13 protein-coding genes are annotated in these 15,971 nt (G+C 69.8%); 6 read left to right on the plus strand and 7 right to left on the minus strand.

What is annotated here, in order from left to right:
* Entirely contained in the window at nt 1-1,041 is a 1,041-nt protein-coding gene (locus ACIQPR_RS25660; RefSeq protein ID WP_403652700.1) for a LacI family DNA-binding transcriptional regulator, read from the plus strand.
* Nucleotides 1,042-1,169: 128 nt separating this feature from the next.
* On the plus strand, nt 1,170-2,687 hold the full coding sequence (locus ACIQPR_RS25665; protein WP_403652389.1) for an alpha-N-arabinofuranosidase: 1,518 nt from the start codon (nt 1,170-1,172) through the stop codon (nt 2,685-2,687).
* A 43-nt stretch (nt 2,688-2,730) separates the two neighbouring features.
* On the opposite strand, the gene ACIQPR_RS25670 is transcribed toward ACIQPR_RS25665, so the two are convergent.
* The gene (locus ACIQPR_RS25670) at nt 2,731-3,087 is read right to left on the minus strand and encodes a DoxX family protein (RefSeq protein ID WP_403652391.1); all 357 of its coding nucleotides are present in this window, start codon (nt 3,085-3,087) and stop codon (nt 2,731-2,733) included.
* A 289-nt stretch (nt 3,088-3,376) separates the two neighbouring features.
* Nucleotides 3,377-5,002, minus strand: a complete 1,626-nt coding sequence (locus tag ACIQPR_RS25675; protein WP_403652394.1) for a glycoside hydrolase family 32 protein — start codon at nt 5,000-5,002, stop codon at nt 3,377-3,379.
* Between the two features lie 179 nt (nt 5,003-5,181).
* Between ACIQPR_RS25675 and ACIQPR_RS25680 the strand changes: the two genes are divergently transcribed.
* The 4 genes from ACIQPR_RS25680 to ACIQPR_RS25695 are packed head-to-tail and all read left to right on the plus strand — an operon-like array spanning nt 5,182 to nt 9,812.
* Nucleotides 5,182-6,591, plus strand: a complete 1,410-nt coding sequence (locus ACIQPR_RS25680; protein ID WP_403652397.1) for an extracellular solute-binding protein — start codon at nt 5,182-5,184, stop codon at nt 6,589-6,591.
* Nucleotides 6,588-7,538: a carbohydrate ABC transporter permease gene (locus tag ACIQPR_RS25685; protein ID WP_403652400.1), complete on the plus strand. Its 951-nt coding sequence runs from the start codon at nt 6,588-6,590 to the stop codon at nt 7,536-7,538. Before ACIQPR_RS25680 ends, ACIQPR_RS25685 begins: the two co-directional genes overlap by 4 nt.
* A 13-nt stretch (nt 7,539-7,551) precedes the next feature.
* Nucleotides 7,552-8,418, plus strand: coding sequence for a carbohydrate ABC transporter permease (locus ACIQPR_RS25690; RefSeq protein ID WP_403652403.1), 867 nt, complete (start codon nt 7,552-7,554; stop codon nt 8,416-8,418).
* On the plus strand, nt 8,415-9,812 hold the full coding sequence (locus ACIQPR_RS25695) for a glycoside hydrolase family 32 protein (protein WP_403652406.1): 1,398 nt from the start codon (nt 8,415-8,417) through the stop codon (nt 9,810-9,812). The genes ACIQPR_RS25690 and ACIQPR_RS25695 overlap by 4 nt, the downstream gene beginning before the upstream one ends.
* Nucleotides 9,813-9,828: 16 nt before the next feature.
* Here the strand turns inward: ACIQPR_RS25695 and ACIQPR_RS25700 are convergent, their stop codons facing one another.
* The 5 genes from ACIQPR_RS25700 to ACIQPR_RS25720 all read right to left on the minus strand — a co-directional run bounded on the left by ACIQPR_RS25700 (nt 9,829) and on the right by ACIQPR_RS25720 (nt 15,971).
* Nucleotides 9,829-10,893 carry a LacI family DNA-binding transcriptional regulator gene (locus ACIQPR_RS25700; protein ID WP_403652703.1) on the minus strand — a complete coding sequence of 355 codons (1,065 nt, stop codon included), beginning with the start codon at nt 10,891-10,893 and terminating at the stop codon, nt 9,829-9,831.
* Between the two features lie 96 nt (nt 10,894-10,989).
* On the minus strand, nt 10,990-12,759 hold the full coding sequence (locus tag ACIQPR_RS25705) for an RICIN domain-containing protein (protein WP_403652409.1): 1,770 nt from the start codon (nt 12,757-12,759) through the stop codon (nt 10,990-10,992).
* Between the two features lie 99 nt (nt 12,760-12,858).
* Nucleotides 12,859-13,680 carry a carbohydrate ABC transporter permease gene (locus ACIQPR_RS25710; RefSeq protein ID WP_403652412.1) on the minus strand — a complete coding sequence of 274 codons (822 nt, stop codon included), beginning with the start codon at nt 13,678-13,680 and terminating at the stop codon, nt 12,859-12,861.
* Entirely contained in the window at nt 13,677-14,660 is a 984-nt protein-coding gene (locus ACIQPR_RS25715) for a carbohydrate ABC transporter permease (RefSeq protein WP_403652415.1), read from the minus strand. The genes ACIQPR_RS25710 and ACIQPR_RS25715 overlap by 4 nt, the downstream gene beginning before the upstream one ends.
* A gap of 57 nt (nt 14,661-14,717) precedes the next feature.
* Complete coding sequence (locus tag ACIQPR_RS25720; RefSeq protein WP_403652418.1) at nt 14,718-15,971, minus strand: extracellular solute-binding protein; 1,254 nt, start codon at nt 15,969-15,971, stop codon at nt 14,718-14,720.

Here is a 15,971-nt window from a genome sequence, read left to right on the forward strand (position 1 = left end):
ATGAGCACCGTGGCCGAACGCGCCGGGGTGTCGACCAAGACGGTCTCCAACGTCGTCAACGGCACCGGCTCCTTCAGCCAGGAGACCGAGCGGCGGGTGCGCGCGGCCGTCGAGGAACTCGGCTACCGCATCAACCCCTTCGCCCGCGGTCTGCGCTCCCGGCGCACGGGCACCATCGCCCTGGTGATCCCGAACGTCTACCAGCCGTTCAACGCCGAACTGGCCGAACAGATCATCAGCGCCCCGGAGGCCCAGGGACTGAAGGTGGTGCTCGCGCCCACCCGTGGGGACGCCCGACGCGAGCGGACCCTGCTGACCACCTCCCACGGCGAACTCGTGGACGGCGTCATCTACGTCCCCCACGCGCTCAGCCCCGAGGAGTACCTGACGCTGCCCGTCGCCCAGCCCACCGTCGTCCTCGGCGAGCGCCCGGCCCAGGCCGCCGGGCTCAACCTGGACTACGTCGAGATCGCCGACGAGCAGGGCGCGCACGCGGCCGTCGCCCACCTGCTCGCCCAGGGCCGGCGCCGTATCGCCGCCATCTGCGAACAGACGGGTCCGCGAGCCGGCGGACGGCGTCTGCACGGCTACCGCCGGGCCCTCGAAGAGGCCGACGTCGCCTACGACGACTCGATCGTCCTCGGCGTGGACAACGCCGACCTGTGGTCGGCGGGGGTAGGAGCCGCGACCCGGCTGCTGCGCACCCGCGTCCGCTTCGACGCCCTCTTCTGCTACAACGACGTCGTCGCCATCGGTGCCCTGTCCGTACTGGAACGCAGCGGTGTCGCCGTCCCGGACGACGTGGCCCTGACCGGCTTCGACGACATCGAAGCCGCCCGCTTCACCTCACCGCCCCTGACCACCGTCGACCCCCAGCGCGAGTCGATCGCCCGCAAGGCCGTCGCGCTGTTGAGTTCCCGTATGGCCTTGAGCGACTTCCGGGAACTGCCCGGCCGGACCGACGCCGCGGGCTTCGAACTGCGCGTACGCGCGTCGTCGTCCGTGCGGACAGCGGCCACGGGCGCCGACCACACGCCCTGACGTCCGGCGCCGGCGAAGGCAGTCGCCGGAAACCCCCGACGCATCCCGCCCGTGGCTGGTCCGCACCCGTGCGCGGACCCGACCGCTCGGCAGCACACCCACCCACGCGACACTCCAGGAGGCCGTCCATGTCCAACGCCACCGCGGTCATCAACCTCGACATCGAGGGACCGACGATCAGCCGCCATCTCTACGGCCACTTCGCCGAACACCTCGGCCGCTGCATCTACGACGGCTTCTGGGTCGGCGAGGACTCACCGGTACCCAACGAAGGGGGCATCCGGCTCGACATCGTGCAGGCCCTGCGCGCCCTGGACATCCCCAACCTCCGCTGGCCCGGCGGCTGTTTCGCCGACGAGTACCACTGGAAGGACGGCATCGGGCCGCGCGACGAACGCCCCCGGATGGTCAACACCCACTGGGGCAACGTCGAGGAGAACAACCACTTCGGCACCCACGAGTTCATGGCCCTGTGCGAACTCCTGGGCGCGGAGCCGTACATCAGCGGCAACGTCGGCTCCGGCACCGTGCAGGAGATGAGCGAGTGGGTCGAATACCTCACCCGTGACGGCGACAGCCCCATGGTCCGTCTGCGCAAGGCCAACGGCCGCGAGGAGCCCTGGCGGGTGACGTACTGGGGCATCGGCAACGAGACCTGGGGCTGCGGCGGCAACATGCGCGCCGAGTACGCCGCCGACCTCTCCCGCCAGTACGCCACCTACTGCCGCGACCACGGCGACAACAAGCTCTACCGCATCGCCTCCGGCGCCTCCGAGGACGACTACAAGTGGACCGAGACACTGATGCAGCAGATCAGTTGCTTCGGCTGCGAGGCCACCCCGAAGAACTTCTTCCAGGCCCTGTCCGTCCACTACTACACAATGATCGGCCCCTGGGAGGCCAAGGGCAGCGCCACCGTCTTCGACGCCGACGACTACTACCGGACACTGTCCGCCGCCCGGAAGCTCGACCGCATCCTCACCGGCCACTCCACCGTCATGGACGTCTACGACCCCGGTCGTACGGTCGGTCTGGTGCTGGACGAGTGGGGCACCTGGTGGGACGTCGAGCCGGGCACCAACCCCGGGTTCCTGTTCCAGCAGAACACCCTGCGCGACGCGCTCGTCGCCTCCACCCACTTCGACATCTTCCACAAGCACGCGGCCCGCCTGCACATGGCGAACATCGCCCAGACCGTCAACGTCCTCCAGGCGATGATCCTCACCGACGGCGACTCCCTTGTGCTGACGCCCAGTTACCACGTGTTCGAGATGAACAAGGGCCACCAGGACGCCACTTCACTCACCGTCCACCTGCGCACGGACGACGCCCGCCGCCAAGTGGCGGACGCCGAACTGGACATGCTCTCCGCCTCGGCCAGCGTCAAGGACAGCACGGTCCTCATCTCGCTGACCAACCTGGACGCCGAGGAGCCGGCCGAGGTGACCCTCGACCTGCGCGGCGGCACCCTCGGCGAACCGACCGCGCGCCTCCTGACCGCCGACAAGCTCCAGGACCACAACAGCGCGGACACACCGGGAGCGGTCTCCCCGCGCCCCTTCGACGCCCTGACGGTCACCGACCGGGGCCTGACCCTGACCCTGCCGCCGCACTCCTTCCTCACCATCGAGGCCGAGCGCCGGTAGGTGCTGGTTGCTGGGGGGGCGGGTCAGTGGTCGGACTCCGGGATCACCAGGCTCCGTGGTCCAGCACTCCCAGCGTCAGGGCGGCCGCCGCCGTGGCGAGGAACACGATCCCGCCGACGATGTTGCGGGAGCCCACCCGCAGGTGGGCGAAGATCGCGCCGATGAAGTACAGCACGAGCCCGGAGGCGGCCAGGGTGCCCAGGAACGGCACCGCGAGCCCGGCCAGCAGGCCCGCGGTGCCCGCCGCCAGCAGCATGCCCAGCACCGGCACCCACTTGCGGGGTATGCCCTTCATGTCCGCCTGGGATTTGGGGTATTCGTGGCCGATCAGGTAAGTGACGGCGGCGGCGCCGTTGAACACCGCGCCGAGGATGGTGACCGTGATGTAGGCGGCGAACACGTTTTCTCCGGTTCTGTCGGGACAGGGGTGACAAAGGCCTGGACACCCTGTCGCGGGATGTCGATCTCCTGGACGACGAACCGGCCCCCCGTTTTTGTGACATCGGCCGCCGCCGAAGGATCTCGGATCCTGTGACGACACCGGGCGGGGCGGCGCGGCGCGGTGCAGTGGGCTGCCGCTCCGCCCGAGCGTGCCCGGTCGCGCCGTACACCGCTGTGCCGCCCGGGGCACCCGCACTTCCGACGGTCGGATTACCCGTGCCCGTCCGCAGTGGTGCCCCGGGCCGGGCTCACACCGAGAACTCGCGTATCACCGTGTCGCGGAACACCGCGCTGCCGCCGATCGTGAACAGCGCGAGCCGGGTGTCCAGCAGATACGGGAACACCTGGCTGGTGTGCACATGGCGGCCGTCGTCGACGAACATCTCCACCGATGTACGGTCCACCAGGATGCGCAGTTTCACCGAGCCGCCGGACGGGTCGAACGGGGTGTGGCTCTCCTGCCAGTTGCCGGAGGTGTCGGCGTTCACCGTGTTGCGGCGGTTGAGGAAGGCGTAGTCGGCGTAGATCCCGGCGTCGATGTGCCGGCCGCCGTCCGGTGAGCGCCTCAACTGGAGTCCGGCGCCGGTGAGTTCGGACCAGGTGATCTCGGTCGTCACCTCGTAGGAGATACCCGTGTAGTCGAGCACCAAGGTGCCGTCCACGCTCACGTCGCCCAGGTCCACGGTGCGCGAGACGTACGAGTCGAGGCCCGCGACCGGCTGGGAGGCGAGGTAGTACGTGCCGTCGGACGCCTTCTTCAGGGTGACCTCGCGGACGACGGAGTCGGTGCCGTTGAAGCCGTCGCAGTCGATGGTGGGGGTGGTGTTGGCGTAGTCCCAATTGTTCACCCAGGCCATCGCGTACCGGGCGGCCGGATCCACCGTGCCGCTCGCGTCCCGCTTCTCGAAGGTGACGCCCGCGTACCAGTCCCAGCCGTGGTCGAGCCACTGCGGGTCACTCGTGTCAGCGGTGAACGTGGTGCCGTCGAAGGAACCCGTCCAGTAGGCATACGTGTTGGGCAGCCCCGAGCTCTTCCCGTTGGCGCTCGCGCCGAGCACCCACTTCACGGCGCCGTCACCGGCGGTGATCCGGAAGAGGTCGGGGCACTCCAGCACGCCGATGCCGTCGTGGATGAAACCACCCACGTGCGACCAGGACTTGAGGTCGTCGGAGTGGTAGAAACCGATCTTGTCGTTCTCGGCGAGGGTCATCACCCAGCGGCCCCGGTCCTCGTCCCGGATCACCTTGGGGTCGCGGAAGTCGGCGACGCCCGGGTTGGGCAGGACCGGGTCGGTCCCGTGGTTGGTGAAGGTCAGCCCGCCGTCGGTCGAGTAGTACAGGAACTGCTCCTGGTGGTCGGTGCCGCCGCCGGGGGACATGGTGACGATGACGACGACCGCGCCCGCGCCGAACCCGGCCGTGTTGCCGGTGTCGACCACCGCCGAGCCCGACCAGAGATCGCCGTTGGACGTGGTGTCCTTGGGCACGGCGACCCCGCGGTCGGTGAAGGAGACCAGGTCCTTGCTGGTGGCCAGCCGCCACGCGGTGCCGACGACGCCCGTGAAGTAGTCGGCGTTGTAGAGGTAGTAGTAGCGGTACTCGCCGTCGATCCAGACGGGCCGCTGCGGGTCGTTCTTCCACTGGTCGGGGACCGTGAAGTGGTAGTCGGCGCGGTAACTCGCGCAGCTCGCCGCGGACTTGGCGGCGACTTCCGCCTTGTCCGGGTTCCTGTCCTTGGTCCTGGCCGTGGCCTGGGGCTTCGGTACGGCGGCCGTCGCCGCCCCCGCCGGCAGCAGAGCGGCGGCTCCCCCTACCGCCGACCCCGCCAACAACGCTCTCCGCGAGATCCCTGATGTCCCCGAGAATCCAGGCATGGCAAATCGTTTCCTCTCACAACAGCGGCTCAGTTGAACACGCAACAGCGGTTCACGTGAACGAGGACTGTAGACCTAACTCGTTAAAGGTCAAGCGTTTCCGACTCTTGACAGGCCCATGGCCCGGTTCTCATCATCTTGGGCATCAACCCTGAACTAACACGAGTTAGGCCCACTCGATGACCGACTCGAACCTCTCCCGCCGCACGCTGTTGCGGTACGGCGCGTACGGGGCGGGCGCAGCCGCCCTGGCCGGTACCGCCGCCAGCTGGGACCGGCTGACGGGAACCGACATCCCCGGCCGCGACGACGGCTCCCTCGTCGTCGCCACCCTCGGTTCCGCCTTCGACCCGGCCACCGTCGACGCCCTGACCAAGGGCTTCCACCGCATCCACCCCGACATCCCGCTGCGGGTGAACCCGGTGCAGGCCGTCGACTGGTCGGACTTCTTCGCCAAGATCCTCACCCAGATCGCCGCGGGCACCGCACCCGACCTGGTCTATGTGGCCACCGAGGGCGTGCAGTTGTTCGCCCGCAAGCTCGGCGTGCCCCTGGACCGATGGGTGCGCCGGGACGCGGCCGAGCTGCGCGAGTACTTCGCTGACGTCCACCCGTCCCTCGTCGAGTCGATGATGTACGAGGGGAGCCTCTACCAGCTCCCCATGGAGTTCAACGCCGCCGACATGTACCTCAACAGACAGGTGCTGAAGCGGTCCGGCGCGGACTTCCCGGCCGCCGACTGGAGCCGCGACGACTTCACCGCGCTGCTGCGGGAGATGAAGCGGGCGGGCGGCGCGCACTTCACGCCGTACTTCTGGACCAACCGGCTGTGGGGCGGTGTGGTGCCCTGGCTCTTCGCCAACGGCACCAACCTGCTCAAGGAGTCCAAGGCGCCCGGCGGTTCCTGGCTGTGGGACGACTTCTACCCGGCCGCCGACCGGCGGGGCCGCGGCGGCGGCTTCCGCTGGACGACCCCGCAGGCCACCTCCGCCCGGGTCGAGGAGTCGTACGACTATCTCGCCTCCCTCGTGCGGGAGGACCTGTGCTCGCGTCCCGAGGGCGGCAGCGGCACCAACCTCGTCGGGGTGTTCTCCACCGGCCGCGTCGGTGTCACCCCGGCGGGCGGCTTCTGGGCGGGCGGCCTGCATCTGGCCGGCATGCGGGCCGCCGACTACGACGTGCAGTACTTCCCGCGCTGGCGCACCCAGCGCCACCAGTTCGGCGCGGCGGGCTACGCGCTGCTGCGCACCTCCAAGAAGCAGGAAGCCGCCTGGGAGTTCATCAAGTACACCGCCCGCAAGGACACGATGACCCGGCTGTTCCAGGGCAACCAGACGACCCCCGCCCGCCGTTCGATGATGACCGCCGCCCGCTACGCCGGGACCGGCCCGGCGCACTGGCAGGTCTTCTACGACACTCTCGACCGGTTCCCCGACACCGGCCCGATCCCCGCGCCACCGCAGGTCGCCGAGGTGACCGACGTCCTGCTCAAGTACACCGGCACCGCACTGGCGTCACCGCGCGCGGTGGGACCCGCGCTGCGCCGGATGCAGGGCGACCTGGAGCAGGCCATGGAGCGTGAGGTATGACGAACACCCAAGTGCAGGAAGTGAGTTCACGGCCGGCCCCGACACCCGCCGTCGCCGCCCGGCCCTCCGTCCGCGACCGCGGCACCCGGCTGCTGGCCGCGCTGTTCCTGGCGCCCACGGTCGTCGGCATCGTCGTCTTCACGGTCGTGCCGATCATCGGGTCCGTCGTGCTGAGCCTGTTCCACTGGAACGTGATCGACCCGCCCCGCTTCGCCGGCGGCGCCAACTACCGCACCACCTTCACCGATTCGACCGTCCTGGTCTCCTTCCGCAACACGCTCGTCTTCATGGTGTTCGCGGTCGCGCTGCAACTCCTGATCGCGCTGACACTGGCGATCGTCGTCGACGGCCGGATGCCGGTGTGGCTGCGCTCGGTCTTCCGCTCGGCATTCTTCTTCCCGCTGGTGCTGTCCGCCGCCTCCATCTCGGTGGTGATGAAGTACCTGTTCAACCAGGACTTCGGGGTGGTGAACTGGCTGATCGGCCTGGTCGGCATCGCGCCCGTGCCCTGGCTGACCTCGGAGCACGCGGCGATGGCCACGGTCGTCCTGGTCTACGTCTGGCAGCAGTTCGGCTTCTCCTTCCTGCTGTTCGTCGGCGGTCTGAACAACATCCCCAAGGAGATCCACGAGGCCGCCGCCCTCGACGGCGCGACCGGCCTGCGCAAACACCTGGGCATCACCCTGCCGTTGCTCTCACCGACTCTGCTCGTCGCGTCGGTGGTCGGCATCATCAACGCCCTCCAGGTCTTCGAGCAGCCCTACGTCCTCACCGACGGCGGACCCGGCGACGCCACCCGCACCGTGGTGATGGTCATCTACGAACGGGCCTTCGAGCAGCTCGACTTCGGCGAGGCGTCCGCGGTGGGCGTGCTGCTCTTCGCGGTGATCATGGCGGTCACCGCCGTCCAGTTCCGGCTCAGCCGGCGTTTCGTCCACTACCAGTGAGCCGGTGAGCCGCATGAGCCAAGCAACCCCGACCCCGACCCTCACCCTGAGCCGCGTCCGCCACTCCCTCTCCCCCTGGGCCCGGATCGCCGCGCTGACCGTGTGCGCCCTGCTGACACTGGGCCCGGTCATCTGGACCGTCTCCACCTCCCTGCGCACTCCGGCCCAGTCCTTCGACCTGCCCCCGCAGATCATCCCGACCCACCCGACCACCGCGGCCTACCGCGGGGTCTTCCAGCAGATCGACGTATGGCTGCTCGCCCTGAACTCCACCCTCGTGACGGCACTGATCGCCGCGGGCCAGATGATCACGGCGGGCCTGGCCGGATATGCCTTCGCCCGCATGGAGTTCCGCTTCAAGAAGCCGCTGTTCGGCCTGGTCCTGGCGACCATGATGGTGCCGTTGCAGGTCACCATCGTGCCGGTGTTCCTGGTGCTGAAGTCGATGGGCCTCACGGACACCCTGCTCGGCCTGATCGTCCCGGCCTTCCCGACCGCCTTCGGCACGTTCCTGATGCGCCAGTACTTCCTCGGTATGCCCAAGGACCTGGGCGAGGCGGCCATGCTGGACGGCGCGGGTCCCTGGCGGGTCTTCCGCTCGGTGTACGCCCCCCTGGCCGCGCCCGGCCTGGCGATCGTCGGCGTCCTGGCCTTCAACTACCACTGGAACGAGTTCTTCCGCCCGCTGATCCTGGAGACCTCCAGCCAGAACTACACGCTGCCGCTGGGGCTGGTCTCCCTTCAGGGCAACCTCGGCACCGGCTCGATCTCCGTGGTCCTCGCGGGCGTCGTGCTGTCGATGCTCCCCGCTCTCGCCGTGTTCGTCGTCGGCCAGCGCCCTCTGCGTGAGGGCATCACCTCGGCAGGAGTCAACCGTTGAGCCATGACCCCAACGCACCGCGTTTCAGGGTCCGTCCGCCCGCCGGCTGGATCAACGACCCCAACGGGCCGTTCCGTTGGCGGGACCGCTACCACCTCTTCTACCAGCACAACCCGGACGCTCCGGTGCACGCGAACGTCCACTGGGGCCATGCCTCCAGCACCGACCTCGCGCACTGGCGGCACCACCCGATCGCGCTCGCCCCGACCCCCGGCGGCCCCGACGAGGCGGGCTGCTGGTCGGGCTGCGTGACCGACGACGCGGGCACACCGACCGCCGTGTACACGGGAGTCGACCGTGCCCACGCGGGCCTGGGCACCATCTGCCTGGCACGGGCGGCCGACCCGGACGACGAACTGCTGACCGCGTGGAAGCCACTGCCGACACCCGTGGTGGCCGGGCCACCGCCGGGACTCGACGTGGTGATGTTCCGCGACCCGTTCGTCTTCCACCACGCGGACCGGCGCTGGGCCCTCGTCGGCGCCGGCCACGCCGACGGCACACCGTCGGTCCTGCTCTACGACTGCGACGACGACCTGACCGACTGGCGCTTCGCCGGTGTGCTGCTGGACGGCGACGACCCGGTGGCCGCGGCCGTGTTCGGCGACAAGTCGGTGGGGTGGGAGTGCCCGCACATCTACCGGACGGCGGGCGGCGACCACGTGCTCGTGGTGTCCCTGTGGGACGGAGACCCCTGCTGCACGGGCTACTTGACGGGTCGTCTGGAGTTCGACAACCAGGGCGAGTTGAGATTCGTGCCGCGTACCGGCGGCCGACTCGACCAGGGACGGGACTTCTACGCCCCCGCCGTCCTCCAGGAACCGGACCGCGCACTGCTGTGGGGCTGGTCGTGGGAGGCCCGCCCGCAGGAGGACACGGACCGGGCTGGCTGGGCGGGCGTACTCACGGCACCCCGCGTGGTCGACGTCCACCCCGACGGCTCCCTGCGGGTGAGCCCGGCCCTGGAACTCGAACTGCTGCACCCGGCCGAGCCGTTCGTCACGGCGCCGCAGGGGCGGCATCCGCTGCCCCACGCGTACGACCTGACGGTCACCGCGCACGGACCGACGAGGGTGAGCCTGCTCCGGGACGCGACGGGCCGGGAGCTGACGGTCCACGCGGACCCCGCCTCGGGAACCGTCGTCCTCGACCGCACCGCCTGGCCACGAACCGGCAGGGAAGGCTCCGCCCCCATCACCGTGCAGGTGCCGAAGGGCCCGGACCTCACGCTCCGGCTCCTCGTCGATGGCTCGCTCCTCGAACTGTTCGTCGCGGACCGAGCCATGGTCACGGAGCGCGTCTACCGGCACCCGGACGACATCGCCGAGCTGCTGGTCGACGGGCCGGGGGCCCGGGTCACGGGGTGGGCACCGGACGGAGGGCGGCGCGGCTGACGAGACCGAATGAGGGTCAGCGGGTCGGGGCCGGGCCCACGGAGTCGCGGGTCACCACGGGGCACGCCACGCGGCTGACCGTCACGGGTGGTGTCCGGCCCGCTTCGATGGCGTCCAGGAGGAGTCGGGTCGCCGCCTCGCCCATCGCCCGGTGCGGGAGCGCGACCGAGGTGAGAGGCGGGGTGAGGAAGGCGGCCATGTGCTCCTGGTCGTCGTAGCCGATCACCGACAGCTCGGCGGGTACATCGATGCCGAGGCGGGTCGCGGCGTGCAGGACGCCCGCCGCGACCCGGTCGTTGTAGCAGAGGATGCCTGTGGGGCGCCGCGTGTCCTCGATGCCGTCGAGGACACGCAGCGCCCCGGCGTAGCCCGCGGAGATCTCTCCGCCGCCGCGCACGATCCACTCCTTGGGCACGGTGACGCCCTCGGCGCGGAGCGCGTCCCGGATGCCTCGGGTGCGTTCCGCCGAGGCGATGTCGGCCAGGCCGCCGATCACGGCGAGCCGCCGGTGGCCCGCGTCGAGGAGCAGGCGGGCCGCCGTACGGCCGCCCGCCCGCTCGGCGGGGACCACGGCGGGCAGGGAGTCGTCCTCGGGCAGACAGTTGGCCAGCACGGAGTGGGTCCGGTGCAGGCCTTCGGGGACGCGGACCCGCCGTAGTGACATGGCGGCGTAGATGATGCCGTCCACGCGCCGGTCGAGCAGTTCCGCGACGGCCGCGTCCTCCTTGACCGGGTCACCGCCGGAGTCGACGGTGAGGACGAGATGGTCGCTGTCCCAGGCGGTCTCCATGGCACCGCGCAGCAGCCGCCCGGCGAACGGCGACGACGCGATCTCATCGGTGACCAGCCCGATCACGGCCGTACGGCGGCGGCGCAGCCCGCGGGCCACCGGGTCGGGCCGGTAGCCCAGCCGGGCCGCGGCCTCCCGGATGCGTTCCTGGGTGGCGGACGAGAGATTGCCCTCGGCCCGGCCGTTGAACACGAAGGAGACCGCGGTGTGCGACACACCGGCGAGGCGGGCGACGTCCCGTGACGTCGGGCGCCCGGTGCCCGTGTTCCTGCTCTCCTCGGCACCGCCCACGCCGCCCGCCACCCTCACCCAGCCCGTCACCGTCGATCACCGTCCACCCTATCCGCGGACGGCGCCGCGGCACACGCCACGACCGGCGCCGTCGGCTCAGCGCGCGGTGAGTTTCCAGAGGTGGTCGGCGGTGCCGTTGTCCGACCACTGCAGGACCTGGGCGCCGGAGGTGGTGCTCATCTGGTCGACGCCGAGGAGCCGTCCGCTGTTGTAGTTGGCGATCTTGGCGTAGCCGTCGCGGGCCGGGATCACCTGCCACAGATGGTCGGCGGTGCCGTTGTCGCCCCAGATCAGGGCCGTGCCCCCGTCACCGGTGCCCGCGTTGGTGATGCCGAGCAGCAGGCCGCTCTTCTGGTTGACGATCTTGTACAGGCCCTGGCCGGCCGCCACCAGGGTCCAGTTCTGGTCGGTGCCGGTGGTGGACGTCGCCTGGACGACCGAAGTGCCTTGCGCCGTGGCCGCGTTGAGGGTGTCCAGGGCGAGGCCGCTGTTCTTGTTGGTGATCTGGTAGCGCCCGGCCAGCGAGGTCGAGGTGCCGCTCGGGGTGATCGTCAGGTGGTAGCCGTCGGCCGCGTTCATGGTGACCGGCACGGTGATCGAACCGTTCGAGACCGAGTAGTCGGTGTCGGAGATGGTGATCGGGCCGGAGGAGGCCGTGGTGCGGCCCGTGTCGGGGCTGTACTCCAGCTTCACGTGGACGGTGCTGCCGAAGGCCGACAGGGACGAGAGCCCGTTGACCGTGACGGCGCACGAGCCGGTGCAGCCGCCCGCGATCACGCTGATCTGGTTGCCCGCGCCATTGAGCGAGGCGAGTCCGTCGATGCCGGTCTGCGCGGGGGGTGTGGTGGTGAGCATGGTCCCGGACATGTCGCCGTACCACTTGTACGTCCAGTACGACCCGTTGGGCGAGCCGCCGGTGTCGGTCAGGGTGTCGCCGAGGGTGCCGTAGTGGTTCCAGAAGGCCAGTTCGGCGTCGCGGACGCCCGCGCGCTCGAACTTGGCCGCGTAGCCGATGAGGGCGCCGGAGTCGCCCATCTCGCTGGGTGTGCCGTACTCCTCGATGGCGATCGGACGCGGGCTGATGCCGAGGCTGGTCTCCAGCGCGCGGTAGGCCGCGACATGGGCGGCGATGCCGGAGCTGCCCTGGAGTTCGTGCCAGGAGATGACGTCGGGGACCGTACCGCTGGCCTTGGCGTCGGTGAGGAACGTGGTCATCCAGGACTGGTTCCACACCGAGTAACTCGGGCCCTGTATCGGTGTGTTGGCGTCCTTGGCGCGGACCTCCTGGAACGTGCGGGCCCACCCCGCGTCGAACGCGCCCGCGTCGGTGGTGTCCCAGGTCCAGTCCGGCTCGTTCCACAGCTCGTACGCGCTGATGTTGGTGGCCCCGGAGGACTTCACCGAGGCGACCTGCTGATCGACGGCCGACAGCCAGTTGCTCCAACTAACCCACTGATAGGGGAAGTTCGGGTACCAGTCCGGCATGCGTACGACGACCTTGGCGCCCGCCGCCGCGGCCTTCGGGGCGACGACCAGGGCGTCACCCGCCGGCGCGGGCTCCCCGTTGGGGAGTTGGCTGCCGCCGGGCGCCATCTGGACGAACGTGTTGGGCTTCAGGGCCTGTACGACGCTGTCGGCGGGGGTGCTCGCGGTGGCGAGGCCGTAGAGGCTGCCGGTGGCGACGTGGGTGACGGGCCGCAGGGTCTGCGCGGCGTTGACGACCAGGGTGGTGGAGGAGGTGGGGGTGGCCTGGGCGGGTGCGCCGGTCAGCGCGACGGCGGTGGCGGCCAGGGCGGTGGCCGTCACGACGGCGCCGACGCGGGCGAGGGGCACTCTGGGACGGTGACGGTGACTCAGGTACGACATGCGGCTCTCCTGAGGAGGGGAAGGGGACGTGCGGAGGGGTGGTTCGGTGCGGTGCCGTGCCGTACGGGTGCGGCGGCGGTCCGCACGGCGGGCCGTGGATCAGTCCTTGACCGCGCCCGCGGTCACGCCTGCGGCGACGTAGCGCTGGGCGAGGACGAGGAGTACGGCCGCGGGGACGGACGCGACGACGGCGGTGGCCATGATCGCGTTCCACTCCTGGTTGTTGTTGCCGATGTACTTGTAGATGCCGAGGGTGATCGGCCGCAGATCGCCGCCGCCGTCAAGGGTGTTGGCGAAGACGAAGTCGGACCAGGCCCACAGGAAGCTGAACAGGGAGACCGTGACGATCGCGTTGCGGCTGACCGGGAGCACCACGGACACGAAGGTGCGCCAGGTGCCGGCGCCGTCGACACGGGCCGCGGAGATCAGTTCGCCGGGGATGCCCGACATGAACGCCGTGAAGATCATGACCCCGAAGGGCACGGCGATCGTGGAGTCCGCGACGATCAGCCCCCACCAGCGGTTGAGCAGACCGAGGTCGAGGAAGACGCCGTAGAAGCCCATCGCCATGACGATGCCCGGGATCATCTGGGCGATCAGCAGGACGAGTCCGAGGGGGCCGCCGCCGAGCGGGCGGAGCTTGGCCAGGGCGAAGCCGGCCGGGGCGGCGAGGACCAGGGTGAGGGCGACCGTGCCCAGACCGATGAGCAGGCTGGTGCCGAGATAGGGCAACTGGTCGTCCAGGACGGCCCGGTAGCCCTCGAAGGTGGGGTGCAGCGGCAGCAGGTCGGGCGGGGACTTGCGCATGTCCCGCTGCGGGGTGAGGGACACGTTCAGCATCCAGTACACCGGGAACAGCATCACGGCGGTCAGCAGGACGCCGATGACGGTGTAACGGCGCTTTCCCGTACGGGACTTCATGCCTCCTGCCTCCTCTGGACACGGATGTAGAGCAGCCCGAAGACGAGCGCGATCAGGATGAGGACGTTGCCGACCGCGGCCCCGGGGCCGAACTTGGGCAGCAGCGTGCCGAAGCCGAGCTGGTACGACCAGGTCGCGAGGGTGGTCGAGGCGTCGCCGGGACCGCCCTTGGTCATGATCCAGATCAGGTCGAACACCTTGAGCGTGTAGATGAGTCCGAGCAGCAGCGTGATCGCCGACACCGGGCGCAGCAGCGGGAAGGTGATCCGCCGGAACTGCTGCCAGGGGCCCGCCCCGTCCAGCGAGGCCGCCTCGTACAGCTCGCCCGGGATGTTCTGGAGCCCGCTGTAGAGGATGACGAGGTTGAACGGGATGCCGATCCAGATGTTCGCGATGACGACCGAAGTCAGCGCCCAGTCCGGTGAGTTGAGCCAGTCCACCGGGGAGACGCCCACCAGGTGCAGGGCGTAGTCGACGACACCGGACTCGCTGTTGAGCATCCATGACCAGGTCGACGCCGACACGATCAGCGGCAGCAGCCAGGGGATCAGGAACAGGGCCCGCAGGGTCGCGGCGAGCCGGAAGTGCCGGTTGAAGAAGACCGCGAGGGCGAGCCCGGCCACGTACTGGAACACGATCGAGGCGAAGGTGAAGACCACGGTGTGGCGGATCGCCGGCCCGAACGTCGGATCGTCGAGGACGGTCCGGAAGTTGGCGAGACCGGAGAAGGGCGCGTCCCCCTGCACGAACGACCGGACGGTGTAGTCGCGCAGGCTCAGGTCGAGGTTGCGGTAGAGCGGATAGAGGTAGAAGGCGGCGAGATAGACGACCAGCGGCGTGACGAAGGCCAGCGCGGTGAGCCGGCTCCTACGGCGCTGCCGGCGCCGTAGGTCCGACGCGTCCGTCCGTCGTCCGATGTCTCTCGCCCCGGACCCGGCCGGGGACCGCTGCGAGCGCCGGTCGACGCGGGCGATGGTCATGCGTACTCCTGGATGCGGGTGGCGGTGCTGTTTCCGGAGGAGTGGGGAGACCGGGCGTCAGCCCTTGCTCGCGGCCGTCTGCGCGGTGTCGAGGGCCGCCTGCGGGCTCTTGCCGCCCGACAGGGCGTTCTGCACGGCGGTCCACATCGGCTGGGAGATCGTCGGGTACTTGGTGCCGAGACCGTCGCTGGTACGGCCCCGCGCCGCCGCCACCGCGCCGACCCACGGCTTCAACTCGGGGTTCTGCTTGACCTGTTGGGCCTGCACGGCGGCGGTGGGCGCCACGTACGTCAGGGTCGTGTCGGTGGTCAGCAGGTTCGCGGAGTTCGTGAGGCAGGTGACGATCTTCTTGCTGGCGTCGTAGCGGGAGGTGTCCTTCTGCACGGGGACGGTGACGAACTCGCCGCCGGTCGGGACCGGTGCCGAACCGCCGTTCTGCGCGGGGATGTTGACGACGCCGTACGGGAAGCCGGCCTTGTCCGCGTTGCCGAGCTGCCAGGTGCCGTTCTCGCTGAACGCGTAGTCGCCGGTGGCGAACTCCTGCCAGCTGGTGGTCTGGGTGTTCTGGAGCACGTCCTTCGGCGCGTAGCCGTCGTCGACCCACTGCTTCCACAGCGTGAGCGCGGCCACGCCCTTGGCCGAGTTCAGCTTGGTCAGATCGCCGCCCGCGCCCCAGAACCAGGGCAGGAACTGGAAGCTGCCCTCCTCCGTGTTGATCGCGGAGAACGTGATGCCCTTCTTCCCCGCCGACTTGACCTTCTTCAGCGCCGCCGTGAGCGAGGCCCAGTCCTTGACGGACGCGGGGTCGACGTGGGCCGCGGCCAGGATCTTCTTGTTGTAGTAGAGCGCAAGGGTGTTGGCGCCGATCGGCACCCCGTAGGAGGCGTTGTCGATGACGCCCGCGCCGAGGATGTTCTTCTGGATCGACGTCGTGTCGAGGCCGAGGTCACTGGTCTTGTTGAGGATCCCCGCCTCCACGAGCGTGGAGACGACCGGGTTGTCCACCAGCATCACGTCCGGGGCGTTGCCCTGCTGCGCGGCGAGCAGCGCCTTGTTGCCCAGGTCGGTGGTGTCCATGCTGGTGCGCTTGACCTTGACCCCGGCGTCCGTGCCGCACTTCGTGACGAGCTTGCCCCACGCCGAGGAGGCGTCGAACTGCGGGTAGGGGTCCCAGAAGTTGTACGTCCCTCCGGCCTTCCCGGAACCGGAGCCGGAGGCGGAGGAGTCGGAACCGCCGCCGCAGGCGGCGACAGCGGTGAGCGCGCCGGCGGTGGCCACGGCGGCGAGGAGGGTGCGGCGGGTGTTTCTCAC

Source organism: Streptomyces sp. NPDC091280 (assembly GCF_044768565.1).
In the GTDB taxonomy this organism is placed as follows: domain Bacteria; phylum Actinomycetota; class Actinomycetes; order Streptomycetales; family Streptomycetaceae; genus Streptomyces.

Coding starts and splice junctions, on each gene's coding strand:
- ACIQPR_RS25660 (WP_403652700.1), top strand. CDS start 1: ATGAGCACCGTGGCCGAACGCGCCGGGGTGTCGACCAAGACGGTCTCC.
- ACIQPR_RS25665 (WP_403652389.1), top strand. CDS start 1,170: ATGTCCAACGCCACCGCGGTCATCAACCTCGACATCGAGGGACCGACG.
- ACIQPR_RS25675 (WP_403652394.1), bottom strand. CDS start 5,002: ATGCCTGGATTCTCGGGGACATCAGGGATCTCGCGGAGAGCGTTGTTG.
- ACIQPR_RS25680 (WP_403652397.1), top strand. CDS start 5,182: ATGACCGACTCGAACCTCTCCCGCCGCACGCTGTTGCGGTACGGCGCG.
- ACIQPR_RS25685 (WP_403652400.1), top strand. CDS start 6,588: ATGACGAACACCCAAGTGCAGGAAGTGAGTTCACGGCCGGCCCCGACA.
- ACIQPR_RS25690 (WP_403652403.1), top strand. CDS start 7,552: ATGAGCCAAGCAACCCCGACCCCGACCCTCACCCTGAGCCGCGTCCGC.
- ACIQPR_RS25705 (WP_403652409.1), bottom strand. CDS start 12,759: ATGTCGTACCTGAGTCACCGTCACCGTCCCAGAGTGCCCCTCGCCCGC.
- ACIQPR_RS25710 (WP_403652412.1), bottom strand. CDS start 13,680: ATGAAGTCCCGTACGGGAAAGCGCCGTTACACCGTCATCGGCGTCCTG.
- ACIQPR_RS25715 (WP_403652415.1), bottom strand. CDS start 14,660: ATGACCATCGCCCGCGTCGACCGGCGCTCGCAGCGGTCCCCGGCCGGG.